15 protein-coding genes are annotated in these 22453 nt (G+C 41.4%); 12 read left to right on the forward strand and 3 right to left on the reverse strand.

What is annotated here, in order from left to right:
• Positions 1-2 precede the first annotated feature (2 nt).
• Genes ABTV71_RS07090 through murQ form a run of 3 tightly spaced genes read right to left on the reverse strand, consistent with a single transcriptional unit; the run spans position 3 to position 2469 of the window.
• Entirely contained in the window at positions 3-1004 is a 1002-nt protein-coding gene (locus ABTV71_RS07090; RefSeq protein ID WP_433902665.1) for a FecR family protein, read from the reverse strand.
• Positions 1005-1035: 31 nt separating this feature from the next.
• Positions 1036-1659, reverse strand: a complete 624-nt coding sequence (locus ABTV71_RS07095; RefSeq protein ID WP_433902666.1) for an RNA polymerase sigma factor — start codon at positions 1657-1659, stop codon at positions 1036-1038.
• A gap of 3 nt (positions 1660-1662) precedes the next feature.
• Complete coding sequence (gene murQ / locus ABTV71_RS07100) at positions 1663-2469, reverse strand: N-acetylmuramic acid 6-phosphate etherase (protein WP_433902667.1); 807 nt, start codon at positions 2467-2469, stop codon at positions 1663-1665.
• A 595-nt stretch (positions 2470-3064) separates the two neighbouring features.
• Between murQ and ABTV71_RS07105 the strand changes: the two genes are divergently transcribed.
• The 12 genes from ABTV71_RS07105 (at position 3065) to ABTV71_RS07160 (ending at position 22444) form a co-directional block, all read left to right on the forward strand.
• Positions 3065-3664, forward strand: coding sequence for an RNA polymerase sigma factor (locus ABTV71_RS07105; RefSeq protein WP_433902668.1), 600 nt, complete (start codon positions 3065-3067; stop codon positions 3662-3664).
• Positions 3665-3756: 92 nt separating this feature from the next.
• Positions 3757-4986, forward strand: coding sequence for a FecR family protein (locus tag ABTV71_RS07110; RefSeq protein WP_433902669.1), 1230 nt, complete (start codon positions 3757-3759; stop codon positions 4984-4986).
• Between the two features lie 94 nt (positions 4987-5080).
• The gene (locus tag ABTV71_RS07115) at positions 5081-8392 is read left to right on the forward strand and encodes a SusC/RagA family TonB-linked outer membrane protein (RefSeq protein ID WP_433902670.1); all 3312 of its coding nucleotides are present in this window, start codon (positions 5081-5083) and stop codon (positions 8390-8392) included.
• A 12-nt stretch (positions 8393-8404) separates the two neighbouring features.
• Positions 8405-9829 carry a RagB/SusD family nutrient uptake outer membrane protein gene (locus ABTV71_RS07120; protein ID WP_433902671.1) on the forward strand — a complete coding sequence of 475 codons (1425 nt, stop codon included), beginning with the start codon at positions 8405-8407 and terminating at the stop codon, positions 9827-9829.
• Between the two features lie 4 nt (positions 9830-9833).
• Positions 9834-10547 (forward strand): DUF4843 domain-containing protein, encoded by a 714-nt coding sequence (locus ABTV71_RS07125; protein WP_433902672.1) that lies wholly within the window; start codon positions 9834-9836, stop codon positions 10545-10547.
• 11 nt (positions 10548-10558) lie between these two features.
• The gene (locus ABTV71_RS07130) at positions 10559-11995 is read left to right on the forward strand and encodes a PKD-like family lipoprotein (protein ID WP_433902673.1); all 1437 of its coding nucleotides are present in this window, start codon (positions 10559-10561) and stop codon (positions 11993-11995) included.
• Between the two features lie 4 nt (positions 11996-11999).
• A complete protein-coding gene (locus ABTV71_RS07135) occupies positions 12000-13496 on the forward strand; it encodes a redoxin domain-containing protein (protein ID WP_433902674.1) in 1497 nt (498 codons plus the stop codon).
• A 213-nt stretch (positions 13497-13709) separates the two neighbouring features.
• Positions 13710-14870, forward strand: a complete 1161-nt coding sequence (locus ABTV71_RS07140) for a redoxin domain-containing protein (RefSeq protein WP_433902675.1) — start codon at positions 13710-13712, stop codon at positions 14868-14870.
• Positions 14871-15710: 840 nt separating this feature from the next.
• Positions 15711-16301, forward strand: coding sequence for an RNA polymerase sigma factor (locus ABTV71_RS07145; RefSeq protein ID WP_433902676.1), 591 nt, complete (start codon positions 15711-15713; stop codon positions 16299-16301).
• Between the two features lie 177 nt (positions 16302-16478).
• A complete protein-coding gene (locus ABTV71_RS07150) occupies positions 16479-17507 on the forward strand; it encodes a FecR family protein (RefSeq protein ID WP_433902677.1) in 1029 nt (342 codons plus the stop codon).
• Positions 17508-17532: 25 nt separating this feature from the next.
• Positions 17533-21072, forward strand: coding sequence for a SusC/RagA family TonB-linked outer membrane protein (locus ABTV71_RS07155; protein WP_433902678.1), 3540 nt, complete (start codon positions 17533-17535; stop codon positions 21070-21072).
• A 13-nt stretch (positions 21073-21085) separates the two neighbouring features.
• A complete protein-coding gene (locus ABTV71_RS07160; protein ID WP_433902679.1) occupies positions 21086-22444 on the forward strand; it encodes a RagB/SusD family nutrient uptake outer membrane protein in 1359 nt (452 codons plus the stop codon).
• Positions 22445-22453 lie beyond the last annotated feature (9 nt).

Here is a 22453-nt window from a genome sequence, read left to right on the forward strand (position 1 = left end):
TTTTAGCGTAAAAAGATCACACTATCTCTTATCTCATATTCAAAAGGATAGCTGACTTTTAATGCGTGTAATAGTTCATTTATTTTAAGATTCTTACTTGCAAACGCTCCAGTGAATTTGGCGTCCATCAATTTCTTGTTTTCAAAGATTACTTTCATCCCGTAGTTTTTACCAACCTTTTCCATCAGATCTTTTAGTGGTTGATTTTTGAATATAATAGAATCCTGAGTCCATAGCCTGCTAAACTCCAATTCACGGAGACTCACTCTATTGATCACTAGATCAGGAACGCCTCTGTGTGCTTTTTGCTTCCATACCGCTTTTTCTCCAGGAGTGATGGTAAAAATATGATCCGGCGAATCGTTATGGATTAACTGAACCTTTCCATTGTATAATACGAGTTCTGATTCATCCTTGGACAAGTTTGGCTTGATGGTAAAACTCGTTCCCACAACATTTACTTTCCAATCTCCCACAGTGATGCGCATCGGATGCAAGGTATCCTTTGCTACATCAAAAAATGCGGTGCCATTTAAGAGAATTTCTCTGTTATCCTTACCATAGTTGCTATTGTAGCTTAATGTAGCATGTCTATTCAAGGTTACCTTTGTCCCATCTTTCAATACAAGAGAGACTATTTTCGTTCCTGATTCTTGGATTACGGTTTCGCCAATATCTGTGGGATTGAAGTATCTGATGCCAATAAGAACGAAAATCAGCAAGGCTGCAGCTATGCTCCCAAAAAGAAAGACCATTTTACGGTAGTTTTTGGTTTTTGCTGTCGGGCTTTCCGCTGCATCAATTTTTTTCCATATAGAATTTAATTTGTCCTTATTGGTCGATTCGTTGTGTTTCGGTCTCTTGTAAAATTCTTCTAACAGGAGGCTTATCTCTTTCTCTTGCTTATGCTCCACTAGATATATATCGTAATCCAACTGTTCGCTTGCGGTCAACCCATCAGCTAACTTTTTAGCGAATAATCTTAAAAAATCATCTTTGTCCATTGTGTTTATTTTTTGATAACTGTTTAACTGCCTACCAGAAAAGTGATAGTAAAAAACGTTTGAAATTTGATTTGTTGATGATTGACTGCTCCTTCTTCCAATATACCTCGATATAATTGGACAGGTATTTGACTGCCCTGTAGAGTTGATTTTCCACTGTACGCAGCGAAATGTCCAATAGCTCGGCGACTTCTTTCTGTTTTAAGCCATCTTCTCGAATCAATGTAAAAATGACTTTGCGTTGCTTAGGCAAGGAATTCACAGCTTCCGTCAGTATGGCATGTAGTTCCTTGTCAATCAATGCATCGAAGGGGCTGGGAGTTTGAGCAACAGTACGTTCCTCCAATTCATAGTCAATGGTTTGGCTAGCATAGACGTTCTTTCTGATCTCGTTTAGACAGCCGTTTTTCAATGCCTTATAGAGATATAGCTGTGGTTTTTGGATTTCTCTGATTAGAGCTCTTTTTGTCCATATTTGTACAAAGAGATCCGATACGATTTCCTCCGCCGTATCGGCATCAGCAAGCATTTGCTTTGCAAAATTCAGTAACCTTAACGCGTAGCAGGAATAGAATTCATTAAAGGCTTGCTTATCGCCCTGATGGATTTTTTCAAATAGCGTGGACAAGTGTGAACTATGAGGCTGGCTATTCATGCGCTAATCGTTATAATGCTCCAATACAGCCCGTACGCTACCGTATTTCTGTAAATTGGTTAATGCTTGATATTCCGTACAGCCGAGTTCGTCCATGATAAAAAGCACACCTCTTTTTATCAGTTTATCATTTGAGATCTTCATGTCTATCATTTTGTTGCCTTTGACCTTGCCCAACTGAATCATGGCTGATGTACTAATCATGTTGAGAATTAGCTTCTGTGCCGTTCCTGCTTTCATCCGGGTGGAACCTGTAATGAACTCGGGTCCAGTGACTACTTCAATCGGAAAATCCACTGTCTGCGCGATGTGAGTTCCTGCGTTGCAGACAATGCATCCTGTTGTGATACCCATGGCGGCCATTGCCTGCAATCCTGCCAATACATATGGAGTTGAACCCGATGCCGAAATACCGATTACAAAATCTGCATCTGAAACGTTTATTTTTTTGAGGCTTTCCCACGCGGTACTCTTATTATCTTCCGCATTTTCGACTGCATGTTTTATCGCTGTGTCTCCACCGGCAATTAGTCCGACAACGACATCGCTGGAGACACCAAATGTTGGTGGGCATTCGGATGCATCTAAAATCCCGAGTCGCCCGCTTGTTCCGGCTCCTATATAAATCAACCGACCATTGTTTTTAAGCTTTTTGACGGCCTCATTTACAAGCATTTCAATCTGTGGAATCACTTTCTTTACGAGCTGCGGCACCGTGTTGTCCTCATCATTTATATAGTTTAACAGTTCAGCGGTATTCAACTCTTCAAGATTGCTGTATTTTGATTCACTTTCAGTCAACTTAATCATATTTCATGTTATCATTTACCTTTAAGACACCTAAAATAAAAAAACTACTCACGCTCTTTGGATAATTCTTTTCATACGGTTTATTGCATTATAACATATACCAAAAAAGGCAAATCAATTATCTTTAATTTGTCCTTTTTATCCTCTTAACATCCTGTTAATGCTTCGAGTGTCGTATACTGTAGTCGCCGACCCTCATGTGTTGTTGCTAAACGTACTAAGCTTCCCAAGTACCCTCATAGCTGACAACCTTCCATTCGCCACATATATAACCCAGAGAGATACAATTGCTTTTGTCGGTTATGAATCAGGATCGGTAAGTGGAAAACCAACTTTGTAAAAAACGTTCTTCAGCGATCAATTTATTGCTGTCTTTGTCCTTGGAATTTACGGGATATTTGTAGCAAATTTGTGTTTAATAGTTTAGAAATGGGGGCCTAGTACCGTTTGCTTAGGTATGTTATTATGCTTAACTATTAACTTGTTGTAACATGGATAATCTTAAAAAATCTATTTATATATTTGTAGGCACAGTAAAAGGGAGCTAATGCTTCTATTACGACTGGTATATAAACAAAATTAGGATCTAATACCTATGGATAGTCACATCCCTAACCACGAAATAGCTGAAATATTACTTCGTGTTTCTAATGGAGATGAACAGGCCTTTCGTACTATTTTTGAGGTTTACAAAACGTCCATCTATTCGACGATTTTTAACCTGAGTGATGACGAATTCATGGCTGAGGAAGTCTTGCAAGATACTTTTATCCGACTTTGGAACTACAGGAGCAAACTTATCGAAGTCAATAATTTCGATGCGTGGATCTATCGGGTGGCAAAGAATGTCTTCCTGACAAAGATTAAGAAAATAAGCCCTTCACAAGAGCCTCTTGACCTTATCCTACACGATATCTTTGCGACCCCCAAGACCTATAATGATATCGAATATCAAGAGTTGGAAACGGCATTTGAACAGGCCTTACAGCTTCTATCTCCCAAACAACGGATCACTTATCAACTGGTTAAAATAGAAGGACTTTCCCGTAAAGAGGTTGCAAAGATACTTGAAGTTTCTGCCGAAACCGTCAAATGGAACCTGGATGCGTCGGTAAAAAAAATAAGGGCCACGATGACCGAAATGCTAAATGACCTCCCATTAGCGCTCATTTTTTACTATTTGCAAAAAAAGTAAATTATTCCCCCCCCAAAAGGTAATATACCAAAGTCATACTAATAAAGGGATTTAGGTATTAAAATTTTCTAATCCCAATTTTTATAGGCCCTATGAATTATAACGATAGCTATATAAACTTGTTGATACAACGTTGTTTGGATCGTACAGCGACTGCCGAAGAGCGAAAAGTACTAATGCGTGTATTGAAATATACGGACAATGAGCAGATCGAAGCTAAGATTGTTGCCGCCTTTCAGCAGACACAGGTCAGGCTGGAACCTTCGGATTCAGTTTGGACAGCGATAGAAAAGCAAGTCGCTCAAGAGGTTCCTGTAAAACCTATCCATAAATCTAGTGCTGTATTGCAGTTTGTGAAGTATGCTGCTGCTGTTTTATTGTTTTTAATGATTCCGTTGTACTTTTTCAGGGATGCTTTGCCGCCCGCGATCACCGAGTTAAAATTGGTACGTGAGGTAAACGATATTTTTAAAGATAAAACTCCAGACGCTAGTTCGGAAGAATTTGCCGAAGAGATTGAATTGCTTCTCTCTCAGGACAGAAGGGTCAATCTATTAGGCAGCGACTCGGCAGTGCTTGCCAATGCGGAAAAATCTATTCGTATATCGCACAGCGATAATCAGATTAGCTATACGCTCCAAGATAGCACCACCTGGCTTATGCCCAGCGCCACGGTATACCACACGATCAAAGTGCCTTACGGCAAGCGTTTTTCTGTCAGGTTGATTGATGGTACCACGGTATTACTTAATTCGGGTACAGAATTGCGGTATCCTATTAATACCCAGCAGCAAGATATGGATCTGTATCTGACGGGGGAAGCCTATTTTGATGTTGCCAAATTGCAGAACCGAAAATTCAATGTACATGTTCTGGGTAATCGGCTTAAGAGGGAGCATATTGTTCAGGTGTTAGGCACGCAATTTAACATCAGGGCATTCCGTAGTGACAAGCAAAACGTGACAACATTGTATGAGGGGGCTATTCAAGTGTCTGGGCTAGCATCCACTCCTGTGCGCTTAGAGCCATCAAAACAAATTACGGTAGATCAGCACTATGCCATTGCTACAGCCGATTTGCAAATGAGTTCAGCTTGGAGAAACAATGTTTTTTATTTCAGGAATATCCCTGTAGATGAGGTTTGCTTAGAGTTGGAAAGATGGTATGGTATCAAGGTTATTTATAATAAAAGTAAAGAAAACAAGAAAGTACTCGCTCAAATATCCAGAAATAAGAGTCTAATAGAAGTACTGGATATGTTGGCTCAGACTAATGATATCAAATATGATTTTCGTGGAAAGGAGGTTATTTTGACAGATTGATACTTACCAAGTAAATAAAAAGTTATGGTTTTAGAAGCCAATAATTTTTGACCCTAAAATATAAAGAACTAACCAGTCTTTACTTACACTATTTATGAAGAAATTTTTTATTAACAATAACAGATTTAGATGCTGCCTATTATTTTTTTGCAGCCTTATTTTTGTGACCACTGTCTTTGGACAGCAACCAAAGATAACGATCCAAAAGAAGGGCATTACTATAGATGAGCTTCTTACTGAACTTCGGAAGCAGAGCGGAGTTGATTTTGTGTCGCTAACTTCCAAAATCGATCATTTCCAAAGAATTGATGTAAACTTTAAAGATGAGCCACTGTATCAGGTATTGGACAAGTATTTTAATGTTCGATCGGGTGTAGTATACGTATTTAAAAATAACAGTATCATTTTGATGGATGAGCAGAAGGCCAAGATGCGCAGAATAAGCGGAGTAGTACACCACCAAGACACAGATCGTGAGATGGCCGGTGTTTCGGTCACATTTACCGATAAGGCAATTAAAGCGAACACAGATATAAATGGGAAGTTTATCATCCAAATACCCGAATATGCCAAAGCATTGGAGGTATCTTATTTAGGATTTAAAAAGAAGACCGTCCCACTAACAGCGGCAACTAATTACATCATTCATTTAACACCCACGTCCGAGGAGTTAAACGAAGTCGTCGTGACCGGTATATTTAACCGCTCCGCCGAAAGTTTTACCGGAGCCGCAACGACCGTTAGCGGCGAGGAAATCAAAAAAATTAATACCAATTCGGTACTAGCCGCCATATCGGCTATAGATCCAGCCTTTAGATTGGTAACTAATAATCAGTTTGGAGGAGATATCAATCGTCTGCCTGAGGTGCAGATGCGAGGGCAAAACTCGTTTCCAAACCTCAGTGGCGAGCTTTCCAACAATCCCAATGAGCCTCTTTTTATATTGGATGGATTTCAGGTCAACCTACAGCGTGTCGTCGATCTCGATATGAATTTGATCAAGTCCATTACATTGCTGAAAGATGCTTCAGCTACCGCGATTTATGGTTCTAGGGGAGCAAACGGCGTTATGGTCATTACCACGATACCTCCAGCGGCCGGGAAAGTACAGGTCACCTTTACAAACGACTTTAGAATAGCCACACCTGAATTAGGAGTGTACAATCTGTTGAATGCCCGCGAAAAGCTGGACTTCGAAAAGCGTGCAGGCTTTTACACCAGCACCTTCAATATCGGTCAATTGGGGAAAGATGTATTGTACAATTCACGCCTCAAAAATATCTTGGAAGGTGTAGATACCGACTGGTTGAAAATTCCGACTCAAATCGGGCATAGTAACCGTTCTTCCTTACGTGTTCAGGGCGGTGATGAGATTTTTCGCTATGGATTGCAGTTCACCGCTGATAGGCAACAAGGGGTAATGAAGGGACAGGACAGGGATAATTACAGTGGCCAAGTCGACCTAAGTTATAACGTCGATAAGTTCCGCTTTATGAACTCCCTGCGTGTATTCCAAAATAAAGCCAATGTTTCTCCATACGGAAGTTTTAGCGATTATGTGACAGCAAATCCTTATTTTTCACCGTATGATGCTGAAGGTAATATTCCATTATTGTTGGAAAATGTTTATTATCATGAATGGTATGCACCTTATACGACGATAAATCCGTTATACAATACGACTTTGCATTCGGTCAATAAATCAGCATACTTTGGTGTTACCAATAATTTTTCTGTACGATACAATATTATTCCGGGATTATTTGTGGAGTCTAATTTCAGTATTACAAAGCAGCACGATGATGCTGATCAGTTTTATTCTGCACAGGATTCCAGGTTTGCTTCTATTGCCGAGCCAAGTCGCCGCGGATCCTATACCGCCCGGACAGGAAAGTCATTTGGTTATGAAAGTTTGACCACGGCTAATTATAACGTGCAACTCGGGAAACATCAGCTCTTTTCGATGCTTGGGTTTAATGCTAAAAATGCTGCGAACGAATTTTACCAGATTGTTGCGGAAGGATTTCCGTACGACCGCCTGGACAATTTGTTGTATGCTAATCAATATCAGACGAATGGCAGACCTACGGGTGACGAGAGTACCACTCGCAATATAGGTCTAGTATATTCCGGCAACTATAGCTATGACAATCGTTATCTAATGGACCTGTCAGTCCGTCGGGATGGTTCGTCTCAGTTTGGTACGGACAGGCGCTTTGGTACATTCTGGTCCGCGGGCTTAGGATGGAATATTCATAATGAGCATTTTTTCAAAGATAGCCCGATTATTAACAAACTCCGCCTAAGAGCGAATTACGGAAGCACGGGGTCGCTGAATATTCCCGCATATGGCGCCCAATTTAGGTACAATTTGGGGGTAGGATCTTCGTATTATGACCAGCTGGGAGCTATCTTGAATAATTTAGGAAATTATAACTTAAGTTGGCAAAACGTCTATAAGTTAAATATTGGGATGGACGCATCGTTGCTGAACCAACGTTTAGACCTTCGAATGGAGGTTTACAGAGACGATACCAAGAACGCTTTGACTTCAGTTACACTTGCCCCTTCGACCGGTTTTAGCAGTTATTCGGAAAATCTTGGTGAGCTACGGAATACAGGTATGGAATTCTCTGCGCGATATGCCATTATCAATCAAAAGGCGAAGGGTGTAATGTGGTCTGTCAATGTCAATGGATTCACGAATAAAAACATACTCAAGAAATTGTCCAACAAGTTGAAGACGGCTAACGAAGATCTGAATACGGCAAATGCAGGTCAGATTTACCCGAATGTACTGTTGGAAGAGGGGCAGTCTATGAATACCATATTTGCGGTGCGCTCCCTAGGTATTGATCCTGCCACAGGTACTGAAATGTTTTTGAAAAAAGATGGGACGACTACTTACGATTGGGATATTAGAGACAAGGTTCCGGTGGGGATACAGCAGCCGAAATGGAACGGTAACTTCGGATCTAATCTGATCTATAAAGGATTTGAGCTGAATTTAATCTTTAACTATCAATTTGGAGGAAAACTCTATAACTATACCTTGGTAGACCGGGTCGAGAATGTGGATATTTCGCAAAATGTAGACCGCCGTGCCTATGAACTGGGATGGTCCAAGCCGGGGGATGTGTCTCTCTACAAACGTATCGTGGCTACACCCAATGCTACCAGGGCCACTTCACGATTCGTTCAGGATGACAATAACCTGAAACTGACCTCCGCATCATTGGGGTATAATTTTTATGGCAAGGCCTTTCTAAGAAGATTGGGTTTCAATTCCCTGTCTATTACAGCATTGACAAATGATCCGATATGGTGGAGTTCTGTCCAGCTCGAACGGGGTACGGAAAACCCATTCGCCCGCAATTATTCACTATCGCTTCGCGCGAGTTTCTAAATAGAAGAGATTATGAAAATATACGTATTTTTACTAGCATTAATAACTCTTTCGTTGCTCTCCGGATGCAGCAAGTATCTAGATGTTGAGCCTAAATCCTCTGTGGCTGAGGAACAGATGTTTGCTTCTGAAATAGGGTTTGAACAGGCTTTGGTAGGGGTATACTCACAGCTCAGCAAACAAAGTATGTATGGAGACCGCCTCTCCCTGGGTTTTGTGTCAGCCTTGGCGCAGAACTATACCCAATCCAGTTCGACAGCTCCTTATTACGAGACACGTTCATATAATTACAACAGCGATGAGGTTAGAAATATCCTTAGCGCAGTTTGGAGCAGCTCGTATAATGCTATTGCAGGACTGAATAAAATTATAGAGAAATCAGCGTCAAACAGAACGGTTCTTTCTTCAAAAGGATATAATTTGATCCGTGGGGAAGCGTTGGCATTACGGGCTTATATCCACTTTGATCTTTTCCGTTTGTTTGGCCCCGAGTATCAAGCTGGAAAAGGACAAAAGGCCATTCCCTACGAGACGATGGTGGATGCCTTTGCTAATGTACCGGGTACATCGGAGCAAGTGTGTAAATTGGTATTAAACGATATTGCCGAAGCTGCAACTCTACTTAAATCCGTCGACCCGGTTTTCGAGGATGATACCGACCTGAATACCCGTCGTATCCGAATGAATTATTATGGGGTCAAAGGATTAGAGGCTCGTGTAAACATGTATATGGGAGACAAACCAGCTGCAGCTAGAGCTGCACAGGAAGTAGTCGATGGTGCGAAGTTTCAATTTGTCTCCAATACGGCAGTTAGTGCAGCGGCCGGATCGAAAGACAGGTTGTTTATGTCAGAACTAGTATTCGCCTTACGCTCAAGGGATATTCTTAATTGGACACAACAATATTTTAGGTTCTACATAAGTTCAGGAAGAGGTTTGACCCGTACCTTGGCCAATATAAACACCTTGTATGAAAATTCGACCACCGATGTCCGAAGGCTCTACTTATTCGAACAAGATCAGAGTATATTGTTTCCTTCCAAGTTTTGGCAGACCTACGCACCAGTGACGGGAGAAGGATTGACCTCGTCTCAGCGACGCGATCAACTGATACCACTTATACGTCTGTCGGAAATGTACTACATATTGGCAGAAGCTGCGACTAGTCCGGCATCTGGGGCGGTTGAATTGAACAACGTGCGCTCCGCCCGGGCAGTAAATAAGTTACCAGAAGACGGGTCGGTTACCGATACACAGCTACAGAACGAAATTCAAAAAGAATATCATAAAGAGTTCTATGCCGAAGGACAATATTTTTTCTATTTGAAGAGAAAAGCAATCACTCGTATGCCTTTTATGTCTTCTGATGTTCCGCTATCTATTTATAAATTGCCTGTTCCTGACGTGGAATTGGAGTATAATCCTACTTATCAATAAGCCTATGAAAACAATACAATATTTTATTTTTGCCGGACTGCTGTTCGCATTGATGGCCTGTAAAAGACAGGATACAATCTTGTTCGAAGGCGAAGAGCGTATTTCATTCTTTATCGGTGAGTATGATGTTGATTCGACCAGTTACACTTTTGCTTTTGACCCGGTGAAAAAAGAGCGGGATACCATATACCTCAAAATGCGTATCCAGGGTAGAACGCACGATCGAGCTAGAACGATTAAGGTTAAACCGGGTGCAGGTACTACAGCTGTTTTGGGCGAAGATTTTCTTTTTCCAGAGGTAGTACTTCCAGCGGATTCCATTACCATTAACTATCCGGTCATATTGATCAATACACCCAAAATGGAAACACAAGCTTTACGAATCGTGGCCGAAGTCGTCGCGTCAGACGATTTTTTACCGGGCGGTACAGGACAAGTTATCGATGGCAGCAAAGCCATTAATTCGTACAAGGTCTGGGTGTCCAACAAGCCTGAAAGACCAATTTACTGGGATGATGCGGAATACTACTTTGGTTCTTTTTCTGCGACCCGTATACGTTTTATGATTAGCGTATTAGGAATCTCTGATTTTTCATATGATGCTATAGGTGCTTATGGATCGTATACCTATCCGGTTATTCTACGCAATGCATTAGCAAAATACGAAACGACGAACGGCCCTTTGATCGATGAGTTTGGGCAACGCGTAACTTTTTAACTCAGCACACAATGAAAAGAAATAGATTTTTAAAATATACTATAGATTACTTACGACTTGGTCTGATAGTTTTACTTATGCAGGGCTGCTCTTCATTTGAACAGGATTTTAGCATAGCGCCAATTGGTGAAGTCAAAATTCTGATGGACAAGAGCGAGTACGACGTCGTACAACTGGAAAAAATACATATCCCGGTTACGCTAACTGTGCCGCCGGGGAAAACCGGGCGATATGCCTACCGCTGGAAAGCAATGACAAATGAAGCCGTCTACATATTGTCGGATAAAAAGGATTTGGATACGATCATTAATTTGCCTCCTCAACAGTATAATATTCAATATACGGTAACCGATCTCGATAACGGCCTAGAATTTAACAAGCAGCTATTTTTAAATGTAAATGGCGCCTTTTATGAAGGTTGGCTGGTTTCTCATAATCAAGGAGGCAAAGGTAAGCTTACTTTTATACGGGCTGACGATGTGGTGTATCCCGATCCGGTGGGACAGGCAAATAACCTATCCTTCCCAGAAAACCTAAAGGCGACGTTTTACACCCAAGTATCTTATCAGGCCAAATATGCTTCAGTAGCCAGCTTTACCGGAACAGAAATATTTCGTTTTGACCCCAATACATTTAAATTGACGGGCAAGAGTCAGGAAGTTTTTACGTCTCCAAGCGGTTATGATGGGATAGCTTGGGATAGTGGATTAAGTGGTATTGACCAGTATTTCATTAACAAAGGCGAAGTTCATGTTGGTATGGGCGATTTTTACCCCGAAGATATATTAAAACCATATACACCTGGTCTGGGGGGAGATTATGACTTGTTTCCTGTGGTTATTTCTTCCGCTTCACGAAAGACTTTCTTTTACGACAACAAGTATAAGCGATTTATGGAGATTCCGTATTTCGGACGGGAAATAACTCCTGCTGCCAATGGTTCCAATACCACACTGAACATATTGGATATGTCAAGGGTGGGAAAGACGATGATTGCTGCAGAAAAGGGAAGGACTAGTTATAGTTCTGGAGTGTTTTATTTTGTAATGGAGGACCATGAAGGCCGTTATGTGGCGGGTATCGATAATTCAGATCCGAGTTTGTTCCAAAAGGTTATAGACAGTCAGTGTCCTGATTTCAGCAAAGCAAAATTATTTGCGGCATCAGGCTTATTTCAGCACATGTATTATGCCGTAGGTAACAAAATCTATCTATACAATATCGTGGCTAATACCGCCGAGTTATTGCATAGTTTTCCGAATACTCAAACGATTACAGACCTAGAGATAAACCGAAAAACGAGTAGAACGCTCGCCGTTGCGACTGTGGATGGTACTTCTGGTGCCCTTAACCTTTTTGATATAAACGATTTAGGTCAATTTGTTGATGCAAACCCCAATAAGGTTTTTGGCAATCTTGGCCATATTGTCCATATAAATTATAAATAAAACCATGAAAAAAATCAGCGTTATATTAGGCTTGGTAGCTCTGTTATGTACAGCAAAGGCACAGGATAAAAGAGTATCCACCATACAAGAGCGCCTGAGCGCTCTAACGGAGATAAAGGATACAAAAGTACTGCAATCAGCTTTAAAAAAATTGGAACGAAGTAAAGAAGAAACCGATAGAATGTTGGCGTACTGGTATTACTATGGACAGAAAAATGAAGAAAAGATAAACTTGATTCATCGGGCAGTTATACGAGATTTTCCGAACGGTCAACTGGCCATTCAGGAGAAGTTAAAAGAAATCAGTACCATTAAATCGCTCGCCGAACGCGATTTTCAATTTCAAGCGCTTTTGAAAGAACATCCCAATGCTCCCGTAAGTTTTGATATGTACAATATGGCCAATTCATATGCCGCCGAAGGGAATATTGAAAAGATGATCGAGTATGCTACTTCTTATGCGAATAGAGCTTTGGATCGAAACGGCAACCATTTGAATAAAGCATGGGTTTTATCTAATTGTGCCCAAATCTTGAGCAGGAATAACCCAAAGGCCGCACTGCCATTCCTGGAGGGGGGACTTGCCTACCATAGATCCGATCTTTCCAAACCGGAGGGAGGAGATACAGAACAGGTTCGAAAGGAACGACGTCGTCGCGGAGAGCAGGCGTATTATATTTTGCTCAGCAGCTATGCCGATGCTTTAGGAAGAGCAGAAAGAGCGCCCGAAAGCTTGCAGCTGGTTGCAGCGGTTAGACAGGAGTTAATGCAAAAATTGCCTATGGAGCAGGCTAATAAAGAGATTATAGATGGCGCTTATTTAAATGCCCTGCTGGCAAATAAGAAATATGCGGACGCTCTTCCGTATCTCGAAGAGGATTACGTCAAAGGTTCTGCGGGTGTCGTAACTGTTGATCTGCTTCAAAAGGGATACGCCGAGAGCAGAGGATCGTTGGATGGGTATGAGACTTATAAAACGGCACTTGATCAGTCAAAAATAACGCATGATGAGGCCGAAATGAGAAAGAAGCTGGTGTCCAAAGATGCACCGGACTTTGAGTTGAAGGATGTGAATGGTAATACTGTACGACTGGCTGATCTGCGCGGAAAAGTCGTCGTGCTCGATTTTTGGGCTACTTGGTGCGGTCCATGCAAGGCGTCCTTTCCAGCTATGCAGAAAGCGGTAGATCAATACAAAGACGACAAAGGTGTTCGCTTTTTGTTCTTACACACCTGGGAACGAGGAGGGGGAGATGCTACTGCAAATGCCAAGAAGTATGTCACTGACAATAAATACAGTTTCGAGGTGTTGATGGATCTGCGTGATCCATCAACGAAGGAGAGTGGGGTAGCGCAAGCCTACAAAGTAGACGGAATTCCAACAAAAATAATCATCGATCCACAGGGACGTATCCGGTTCGAGACTTCGGGCTTTTCAGGTGATGAGGCGACCGCTGTGAAGGAACTTTCTGCCATGATTGAGTTTGCCCGAAAGAGTTAAATAAATAGAGTCTCCTAAAAATCCTTTAGGGGACTCTGTTTTGGATTAACTATTGACAGTTCTTGCCCTTCCGATTAGGAGAAGAGACTACTTTAGGCACTGGCTATTCGATATAGTATGTTGTCGGCTGGCAATATTTTTTTCGAAAATTGAGCCAGCGACTGAAAATTGGAAGTAAAAATAATAATAGATATCATCAGTAATAATACATATATGAAAATAAAAATAATGTTAATCCAGATCGTACTTTTGCTACCCTTTTGGGGTTTTGCTCAAAAGGAAAAAAAAGATCGTTATGTCATTCATGGACAAATTGATCGTATGCCTCAGGGAAAGCAATATGTTTATCTTTCTTCTGTAGTCAGAGATCAGGAATTGCATACTGATTCAGTACTCATGAATGACGGGAAGTTTACATTCAGAGGCAGGGTAGACGAGCCTTGTATGGTAAATATATTTATCAATGTACCAGGACGTAAATATCCAGCTACCATGAAATTATTTTTAGAGAATGCTAAGATTAACTTGCGTGCAACTTGGGACAAGTCTGCCCGTGAGTATGTGAAAAATTTAAAAATTACAGGTTCTAAGGTACATGAAGAAAATGAGGATCTGTTTGAAGGTGCTATGAAGCGATCCGGAAGAGATCAAATTAGAGAAGCCTATTTAGAAGCCGAAAAACGTCGTGATACCGCTCAGATGCGGGTTTTAACAAGTGCAAATAGGAGTGCGCTGGAACTTTATACAAAAGAGATCAACGATTGGATAGCAGCAAATCCGAATAGTTTTGCGACGTTACGATATAAGAGCATGATTATTCCTCTGGACGAAGCTGGATTGGATAAGTTTGAAGCTGAACTGGACCGAATGGATCCTGTTCTACGTTCATCTTTCCTTGCACAGACCATCTATGACCAAATTAATGAGCAACGTAGCCGGTTGAAAATAGCCCCGGGAACCATGGCCATTGATTTCGTACAGCCTGACAAGGATGGAAAACTAGTACGCCTTTCCGATTACCGGGGAAAGTACGTATTTGTTGATTTTTGGGCAAGTTGGTGTGTACCATGTCGCGCCGAAAATCCACACGTCGTAAAAGCATACAATGATTTTCATAAAAAGGGCCTGGAGGTGTTGTCTGTCTCTGTTGATGATAAGCGAGAAGCCTGGCTAAAAGCGGTAGAACAAGACCAGCTCCCTTGGACGCAAGTTTCGGATTTAAAAGGCTGGGAGAATTCTGCCAGTCGATCGTATTTGATCAAGGCAATACCTGCGAATTTCTTGATCGATCCTTCTGGGAAAATAATAGCATCCGGGCTTCGAGGTGACAATCTTCATAAAGAACTGGAGCGTGTATTCGGAAACATCAAATAATTTTTCTAATTAATTGTTTAGTGGTGACGAAGGCCTTTTGAACTTCGTTACCGGCTTCAAAACTCTGCTCATGCAGAGTTTTGGATAACTTTTATGACAAGATAAACTTGTCATAAATTGCCTAAAAAAATCTCCTTTAGCTGCGCCGGTCATTTCATTTCTCAACATAATTCCAGCGAGACCGATACCGCTGGTAGAAAAAAACAACCGCATCAACCAGATCTTTCTTTTCTCTATGCTTTTAGCACTATGAAACGGCCTACCGGCACCATAAGTGCTAAAGCTATCCCTTGGCAATACGCGCTATGACGAAGGATGTTACGTTTAGATTTAGTCCACAAGCGGTTTAATAAAGTCAAAATCCTATAATACTGCATTGAAAACTTTTTGCCCCGTGGCGGTCGGCAATCCAACCGCTGATTGATGAAAAGCGTCGCCCTCAAGATGTACGAAGTAATCCCAGCACTGAGATATACGACTTTACTCTGAAAATCATGTGCCATTTTGGGTAAGGCTGTTGATACCGCTGTGGTGTCTAGCATCTCCATTGGGCAAGGTGTTATCTACAATGAGCGATATGATGCGTGATTCTTTCTTTTGCTCTTTTTGAATCCTTATTGGAAAGGTTTGCGACAAGAGTAAGCATAGAAACAAAAAGAACAGTCATTTAAAGGCTATTTTTTGTATATAAGGTTTTATATACAAAACTTATTACAACATTTTATACATTTGTTACCTGTCTATCACCGAGCAGCTGTATTAAATTGCTCAAAAAAATAGTAGATTTGAAAGAGAGTTTTATCTACTTAAACTGAAAAGCAAAAAGTCGCATATTTATAAATGAACTCCGATCAACAGATTTGGCAAATGTTTCAAGTTGGACATGAACCGTCGTTTAAAATACTTTTTGAACGATATGATCGACTATTGTTCAATTATGGTTTCAAGTTTACACAGAATGAGGCGATCATTGAGGATAGTATTCAGGAGCTATTTGTCAAGTTATGGTGCAATAGGGATAATATAAGTGCACATGTTGCTGTTAAAAATTATTTGTTAAAAGCCTTTCGACGCACTTTGGTGAAGAAAATCGAACAGTCTGTTCGGCGAACAGATGTTACCAATTCTTCCATAGATTATTTGCCATTTACAATTGAGCTTCCACATGATCTTAGTATGATCCGTCAGGAAAGAGCCACGGAGATCACGAATAAACTCGAGCAGGCACTGCATCAGATGACAGCACGTCAACGAGAAATAATACACCTACGTTTTTTTGAAGAATTGCCTTATACCGAAATAGCCGAGATAATGGGGCTTTCTACCAAAGATACCTATAAACTGTATTACCGTGCGCTCGATCGCTTAAAAAAACACTTTGGTAGATTTGGTCTTTTGGTCTTGTTCTATCTGCTTAACCAGCTACGCTAACATCAGCTCTTGCATCCAACTGCAGATTTTCCTCCATATACAATAATTCGTGATGATACCATCCTTTTGGCCACTTGTGGTAATCGGTATGATTGGACTGATATTCCAGATTTAAAAAAAAAGATAAAATTTATTGGGGTAAAATTTTGTTGAAGGGTGTAATCTATATAAAACAGTATGAATTCTCGGTTATCAAAATATAAAGGTTTTAAAGCGGTAGATTTTTTTGCGGATGATTATTTTATTCGGACAGCACTCCAGCACAATGAAGTAGCAGACAGTTTTTGGTCTGAATTAGGCAATCAATATCCCTCTTTGGTAGCCGAGATGGAACTTGCCCGTATATGGATTCAGTTGATCAGGGGGCAGGCTACTACTGAAAGCAGCATGAGCAGTGCTCAACGTTGGGCAAATATCCAGACCCAGATTCAAGTTTATGAAAAGAAACAAAAACAAAGACTGCTGATTCGGAAAATGTTACGATGGACAGCTTCTGCGGCGGCGCTTTTACTTTTCGGGATGCTAAGTTATGAGATTAGCCAGTTTGGCCCAAAAGCAGCCAACGCGGCATTTGGAGAGAGACGCGAGATAACTCTCCCAGATTCCTCCATCATTACGTTAAATAGCAATTCCAGATTATCCTACCAGCGCAACTGGAAGACGGATAAACCACGGGAGGTTTGGTTTGAAGGGGAAGGCATGTTTGAGGTAAAACACACCGCAATAAAAAATCGTTTGCGCGAGAACGATTTTTTTGTAGTGCATGTAGGCAAACTATCATTGACTGTTTTAGGGACCAAATTTAATATAAAAGATCGCCGTGGACGTATTGAAGTAGCGCTCCTTGAAGGCAGCTTACGTGTGCAGGGCGAGAAGGGAGAAGATCGTGTACTTGCGCCCGGCGAAACGTTTATCTATGATGAATCTGCCGAAACTAACCAAATTGCTAAAAATGATACAGATAAAGTGCTGTCATGGACCCGCGGTGAACTTAGTATTGAACATAGCAGCTTAGCCAATATTATCAGCGTATTGGAAGATAATTATGGCTACCAAGTGGTCGTTCAAGATCCAGCATTACTTAACAAGCGGTTTACAGGGGTAATTCCGGTAAAAGGAATTGATGATATCCTGTTCGTGATCAAACATACCATGAATGTGAACATCGAAGTGAAAAACAAACAAATCGTAATAAAACCTAACTAGAAACAGATTTAATCAATCGAAATTTATGAAAACTAAATTACTTGTGCCTATAGTCTGCCTGATGAGTACCACAGGGAGCTTTGCGCAAAAAAGGGCCAGCCTCAGCCAAGCTCTTAGCGAAGTAACTCGTATCTATGGAACCAAATTTTCTTATGAAGAGGGATTAATACGGGATTCATTCGTCAATAGTGACCTTATCCCAAAAAACAAAAGGCTTCCGGTGGAGACTGTATTGAAAGAACTTCTCTATCCAAACAATTATTTATTTCTGTATGTACAAAACAATTATTTCACGATTATAAGAGATACGCGGGGTAAACTCGATAATGATGGGGATGACAGATTCTGGAAAGTCATCACCGGCAAAGTTAGAGATAATAGTGGAGCAGCACTTGCTGGTGTTACCGTCATTCCTGATGGCTATGCTGTACGTACTGGCGTAACAACAAGTAGTGACGGCAGTTTTATTTTGCGTCTGAAGGATCCGGCAGAGGCGCTGATTTTTTCTTATGTCGGTATGGAACCCACCCGACGAGTCATAGGTAGTGATTTACAGATCAATGTGACCATGGGCGTCGTAAACAACCAATTGGAAGAAGTTGAAGTTGTATCGACGGGATACCAGAAAATCTCTAAAGAGCGAGCGACAGGGGCATTTGGGCAGATTACCGCTAAACAGTTAAAGGAAGTACCTTCCATTAATATCTTGGACCGTATCGCAGGAATGATACCAGGAGTGCAGGTTGACCCGGTGAAGAATTCGATCACCGTTAGAGGAATCAACAGCTTCAATACAGACGGCGATTCCAAACGCCCACTAATTGTTATCGATGGCTTTCCCGCAATCGATCAGGATATGGTGAAAAACACTACGCAATTTGCTAATAATTCTATACTAAGTCGATTTAATCCCGCAGATATTGAAAGTATTACGGTACTTAAAGACGCTGCTGCAGCTTCCATTTGGGGAGCACAGGCTGCAAATGGTGTCATTGTCATAGAGACCAAAAAAGGCCGTATTAGCGAACCGGTCATTTCCTATAACACGAGTCTTAGTATTTCATCACCTGCTGATCTTGGTAAGCTCGACCGGATGACAACTGCACAGTATATTGATTTCGAAAAGGAGATGTTTGATTATGGCTGGATCGCGGATCCGGAAGTATGGGATTCGGGATGGCAACCTTTCAATACCAATAAGCCTACCAGTGAAGCCATACAGTGGTTGTATAAAAATAAAAAAGGGTTGATCAGTAATGACGAATTATCCCGACAGCTCAATCGTTTAGGTCAAATTGACAATACCGCCCAAATCAGGAAGTACCTTCTACAGCATGCAGTGACCCAACAGCACAACCTTTCACTATCAGGGGGCAATGGAAGGACAACCTATGCGGTTTCGGGCAATTACTCAAAGGATGTTCCTGTGTTTAGATCCAATCAGGCGCAGTCCTTTTTTGTAAATACAAATTTATCGACAAATTTTTTAAATCAAAAATTGCGTCTGACAACTGGATTGAATTATACCTATACAAACAGCGTGTCCAACCAAGTCACAGCTAATTCAATTGGAAATACAACAGAAGGCTTAAGGCCATATGAACTCTTAGTGGACGCAGAGGGCAATAGAATACATCGCTCACTACGATTTACAGAACCCGTAGCCTCGAGTTTAAAGGATATTGGATTATATGACTGGACCTATAATCCGATCGATGAGCTCGAATATAACAAGTATACCTTGGCCGACAATAGGGTGCGGATAAATGCAGCGCTCGATGCAAAAGTAAATAGCTGGGCTAATATCAGCCTTTCAGGTATGCTTCAGCGCACATTTGCGGACAATAAAAGTCTCGACGAATTAAAAAGCTATACCATGCGTGACTTTTTGAATTACTATTCGACTGCCGACCTCGAAAATAATACATTTACACGAAATTTTATACAAGGTGGAAAAATGGTTTTGCGCAACCAAAATGCTACGCAGTACAATGTCCGCTTGCAGGGAAACGTTGACAAATCATGGGAAGATATCGTCAATTTGAATATGGTGCTTGGGGCGGAAATTAGTTCGCAGACCGGTATTAACTATGCGCAGACGAGATATGGCTTTAATGAGGATACATACTCATCTTCACCTTATAATCAGCTTGGCAGTTTTATGGGGATTGAAGGCTGGGAACAGTCCCTGTCTATCGCAGATGGCTCTGTCGGTAGACCTAACCTGCGCAAGATGTCTTATTATACCAATGGTGCGCTATCCTTTCTGAGAGGTAAATATGTCGTTTCTGCTAGTGCTCGCTTTGATGACCTTACCCTCGTAGGCTTTTCCAGGTCCAAGCGTGCCAAACCGATCTGGTCAGCCGGTGCTAAATGGAATGTGAAGTCCGAAAGTTTTATGCAAGGGGCTGAATGGCTCAATGCTCTGGATCTTCGTATTACCTATGGTGTCGGTGGTACAGTTCCTCAAGGGGGATCCAATGCAACAATTATTAGCATCGAAGGCCCTGATTATCAAACCGGCGATATACCTGCTTCAATAGCTATGCCCAGAAACCCTGAGGTGGGATGGGAAAAAGTGTACACGCAAAATTATGGTCTCGATGTTAGTTTGCTAAATAATAGATTGAATATTGCGTTCGATCTCTATAAAAAACATACACGTGATATCCTTTATAGTTTTCCTTACAATTCAACTTATGGATGGACAGAGCTCCAATTTAATGGTGGTACCATGGAGGGCAACGGCGTTGATCTGGGTATAAATGGTGTCCTCATCCGCAAGAAGGGCTTTTCGTGGAACTCGATGTTGAATTTTTCTTACAACACCAATAAAGTTACCGATTCGCGATTTGTGAACACAGAGATAAATAACTACATCAACGGTACCTTACAGGAAGGAATGCCGCTAGATTACCTATACGCGTATAAGTGGGCGGGGCTTGACGATAAAGGTCAATCCCAAATAAAAAAAGCAAATGGAGAAATTATAACGAGCTCACAAAGTGGACGTAACCTATTTGCTCGTGAGGACCTGGTCTATATGGGACGTACCACAGCACCTTACTTTGGTGGCTTTATGAATACGCTAACCTACAAAGGGATAAGTCTAGGGGTTCGTATATCGTATGACCTTGGAAATGTTAGGCGTCTGGAGACATTTCGGAATTATCCGCAATACCAAGGCACATTCTACGGAGTGCTTAATACAAACAAGATGCAGGCAGCGCGCTGGCGCAATCCTGGTGATGAAGTAAATACCAATGTTCCGGGCTTAAAAAATATCAATACAAATAGCTTTAACAGGTTTAGGGATTCTGAACCTATGGTGATCGATGCTAGTCATATACGCCTGCAGCAGATTTCTTTAGGATATGTTGTGCCTGCTTCGCATCTCAAACGGACACCATTCAAAACTCTTGGAGTAAATGCTACGGTACGGAATTTAGGTATTCTATGGAAAGCAAACAAACTGGGTATTGATCCGCTCTATTTGCGTACGAATACTTATAATAATCTGCCACCCACAAAGAATTTCTTCTTAACCATTGACGCCACCTTTTAAAAAAATAAACAGCATGAAAGCCAAATACATTTTTTTTGCATCGATTTTTGCTTTAACAGCCGGCACGCAGGGCTGCCGAAAATATGTGGAGGTTGATCAGTATGATCGCCGGGAACTTAAATACACCAACGACTACGCTTACCTCCTAAACAATTCAACCGTATTTACACCCACTTTTGGTCTTCCGGTATTATCGGGTGACGATTTCATTTTTGCTAACCTGGCTTATCAACAACAACAGCCCGAAACAGTGGCCTGGCCATACACTTGGGCGTCTCAAATGGTGCCCGATAATACAGAGGATCTAAATTGGTCTAGACCTTATAAACAAATTTATACCGCCAATGAAGTCATTGCAGGCGTCTTGCAGAGTGAGGATGGTTCCGAACAGCAAAAGCGGGCGCTCCTGGCAGAAGCAAAAATCCAAAGGGCCTATGCTTATTTTGTCTTGGTCAATCTTTATGGTGATATTTATGACCCCAAGACCGCCGAAAGTGCGATGGGTGTACCACTACTTTTACAACCTGACTTATTTGCATCACTGAAACGCGCTCCGCTCGCTAAAGTTTATGCACAGATTCTTCAGGATTTAGAAACGGCACTAGTCGATATTCCAACAACGGTCACCAATAAGAGACATCCAAACAAAGCCGCAGGTGAAGCCTTGCTTGCCATTGTACATCTTCATATGCGAAACTTTGATTTAGCAGCTAACTATGCCGATGCAGCACTTAAAGACAACGCTGAACTGCTGGATCTTCAAAAATATTCGACATCGGCATCGGGATATCCACTTGCATTCAATCATCCCGAAATATACCTATCCAAGCAGGTGGGCCAGCCTTTTGACGAACAATTAAATCCCGAACTTGTTGCACTTTTTGATACCAAGGACCTTCGCCGTACAGTTTATATGCAAGGCGGAACCAGTCAGATGCCTAGCGGTACCCTGCGTTCAAAAAAAGCAAATGTGATGCAGGCTAGACCCGATGCAGGGCCTTCTGTTCCCGAGATGCTGCTCATTAAAGCAGAAGTGGAAGCACGTAATGGAAATGCCGCAGCAGCAATGGAATTTGTCAACAGGCTCCGGTCAAAGCGATTCAAATCACAGGATTTTACACCCTTATCGGCGACCACGGCAGACCAGGCGCTACAGCTTATTGTCGATGAACGTCGACGAGAATTTTTTGCCACAGGACTCCGATGGCTCGATATGCGCCGCTTTAATCTGGATTCAAAATTGGCAAAAGAATTTGAAAGACAGTTTATAAACCAAGATTACACACTTCCTGTAAATAGTCCACGATATATATATCCTGTAGCAAATAAATACTTACAACTTAATCCTGAGATTGGCCAAAACCCAAGATAATTTATATAG

This window comes from Sphingobacterium puteale (assembly GCF_050986225.1).
GTDB lineage: Bacteria > Bacteroidota > Bacteroidia > Sphingobacteriales > Sphingobacteriaceae > Sphingobacterium > Sphingobacterium puteale.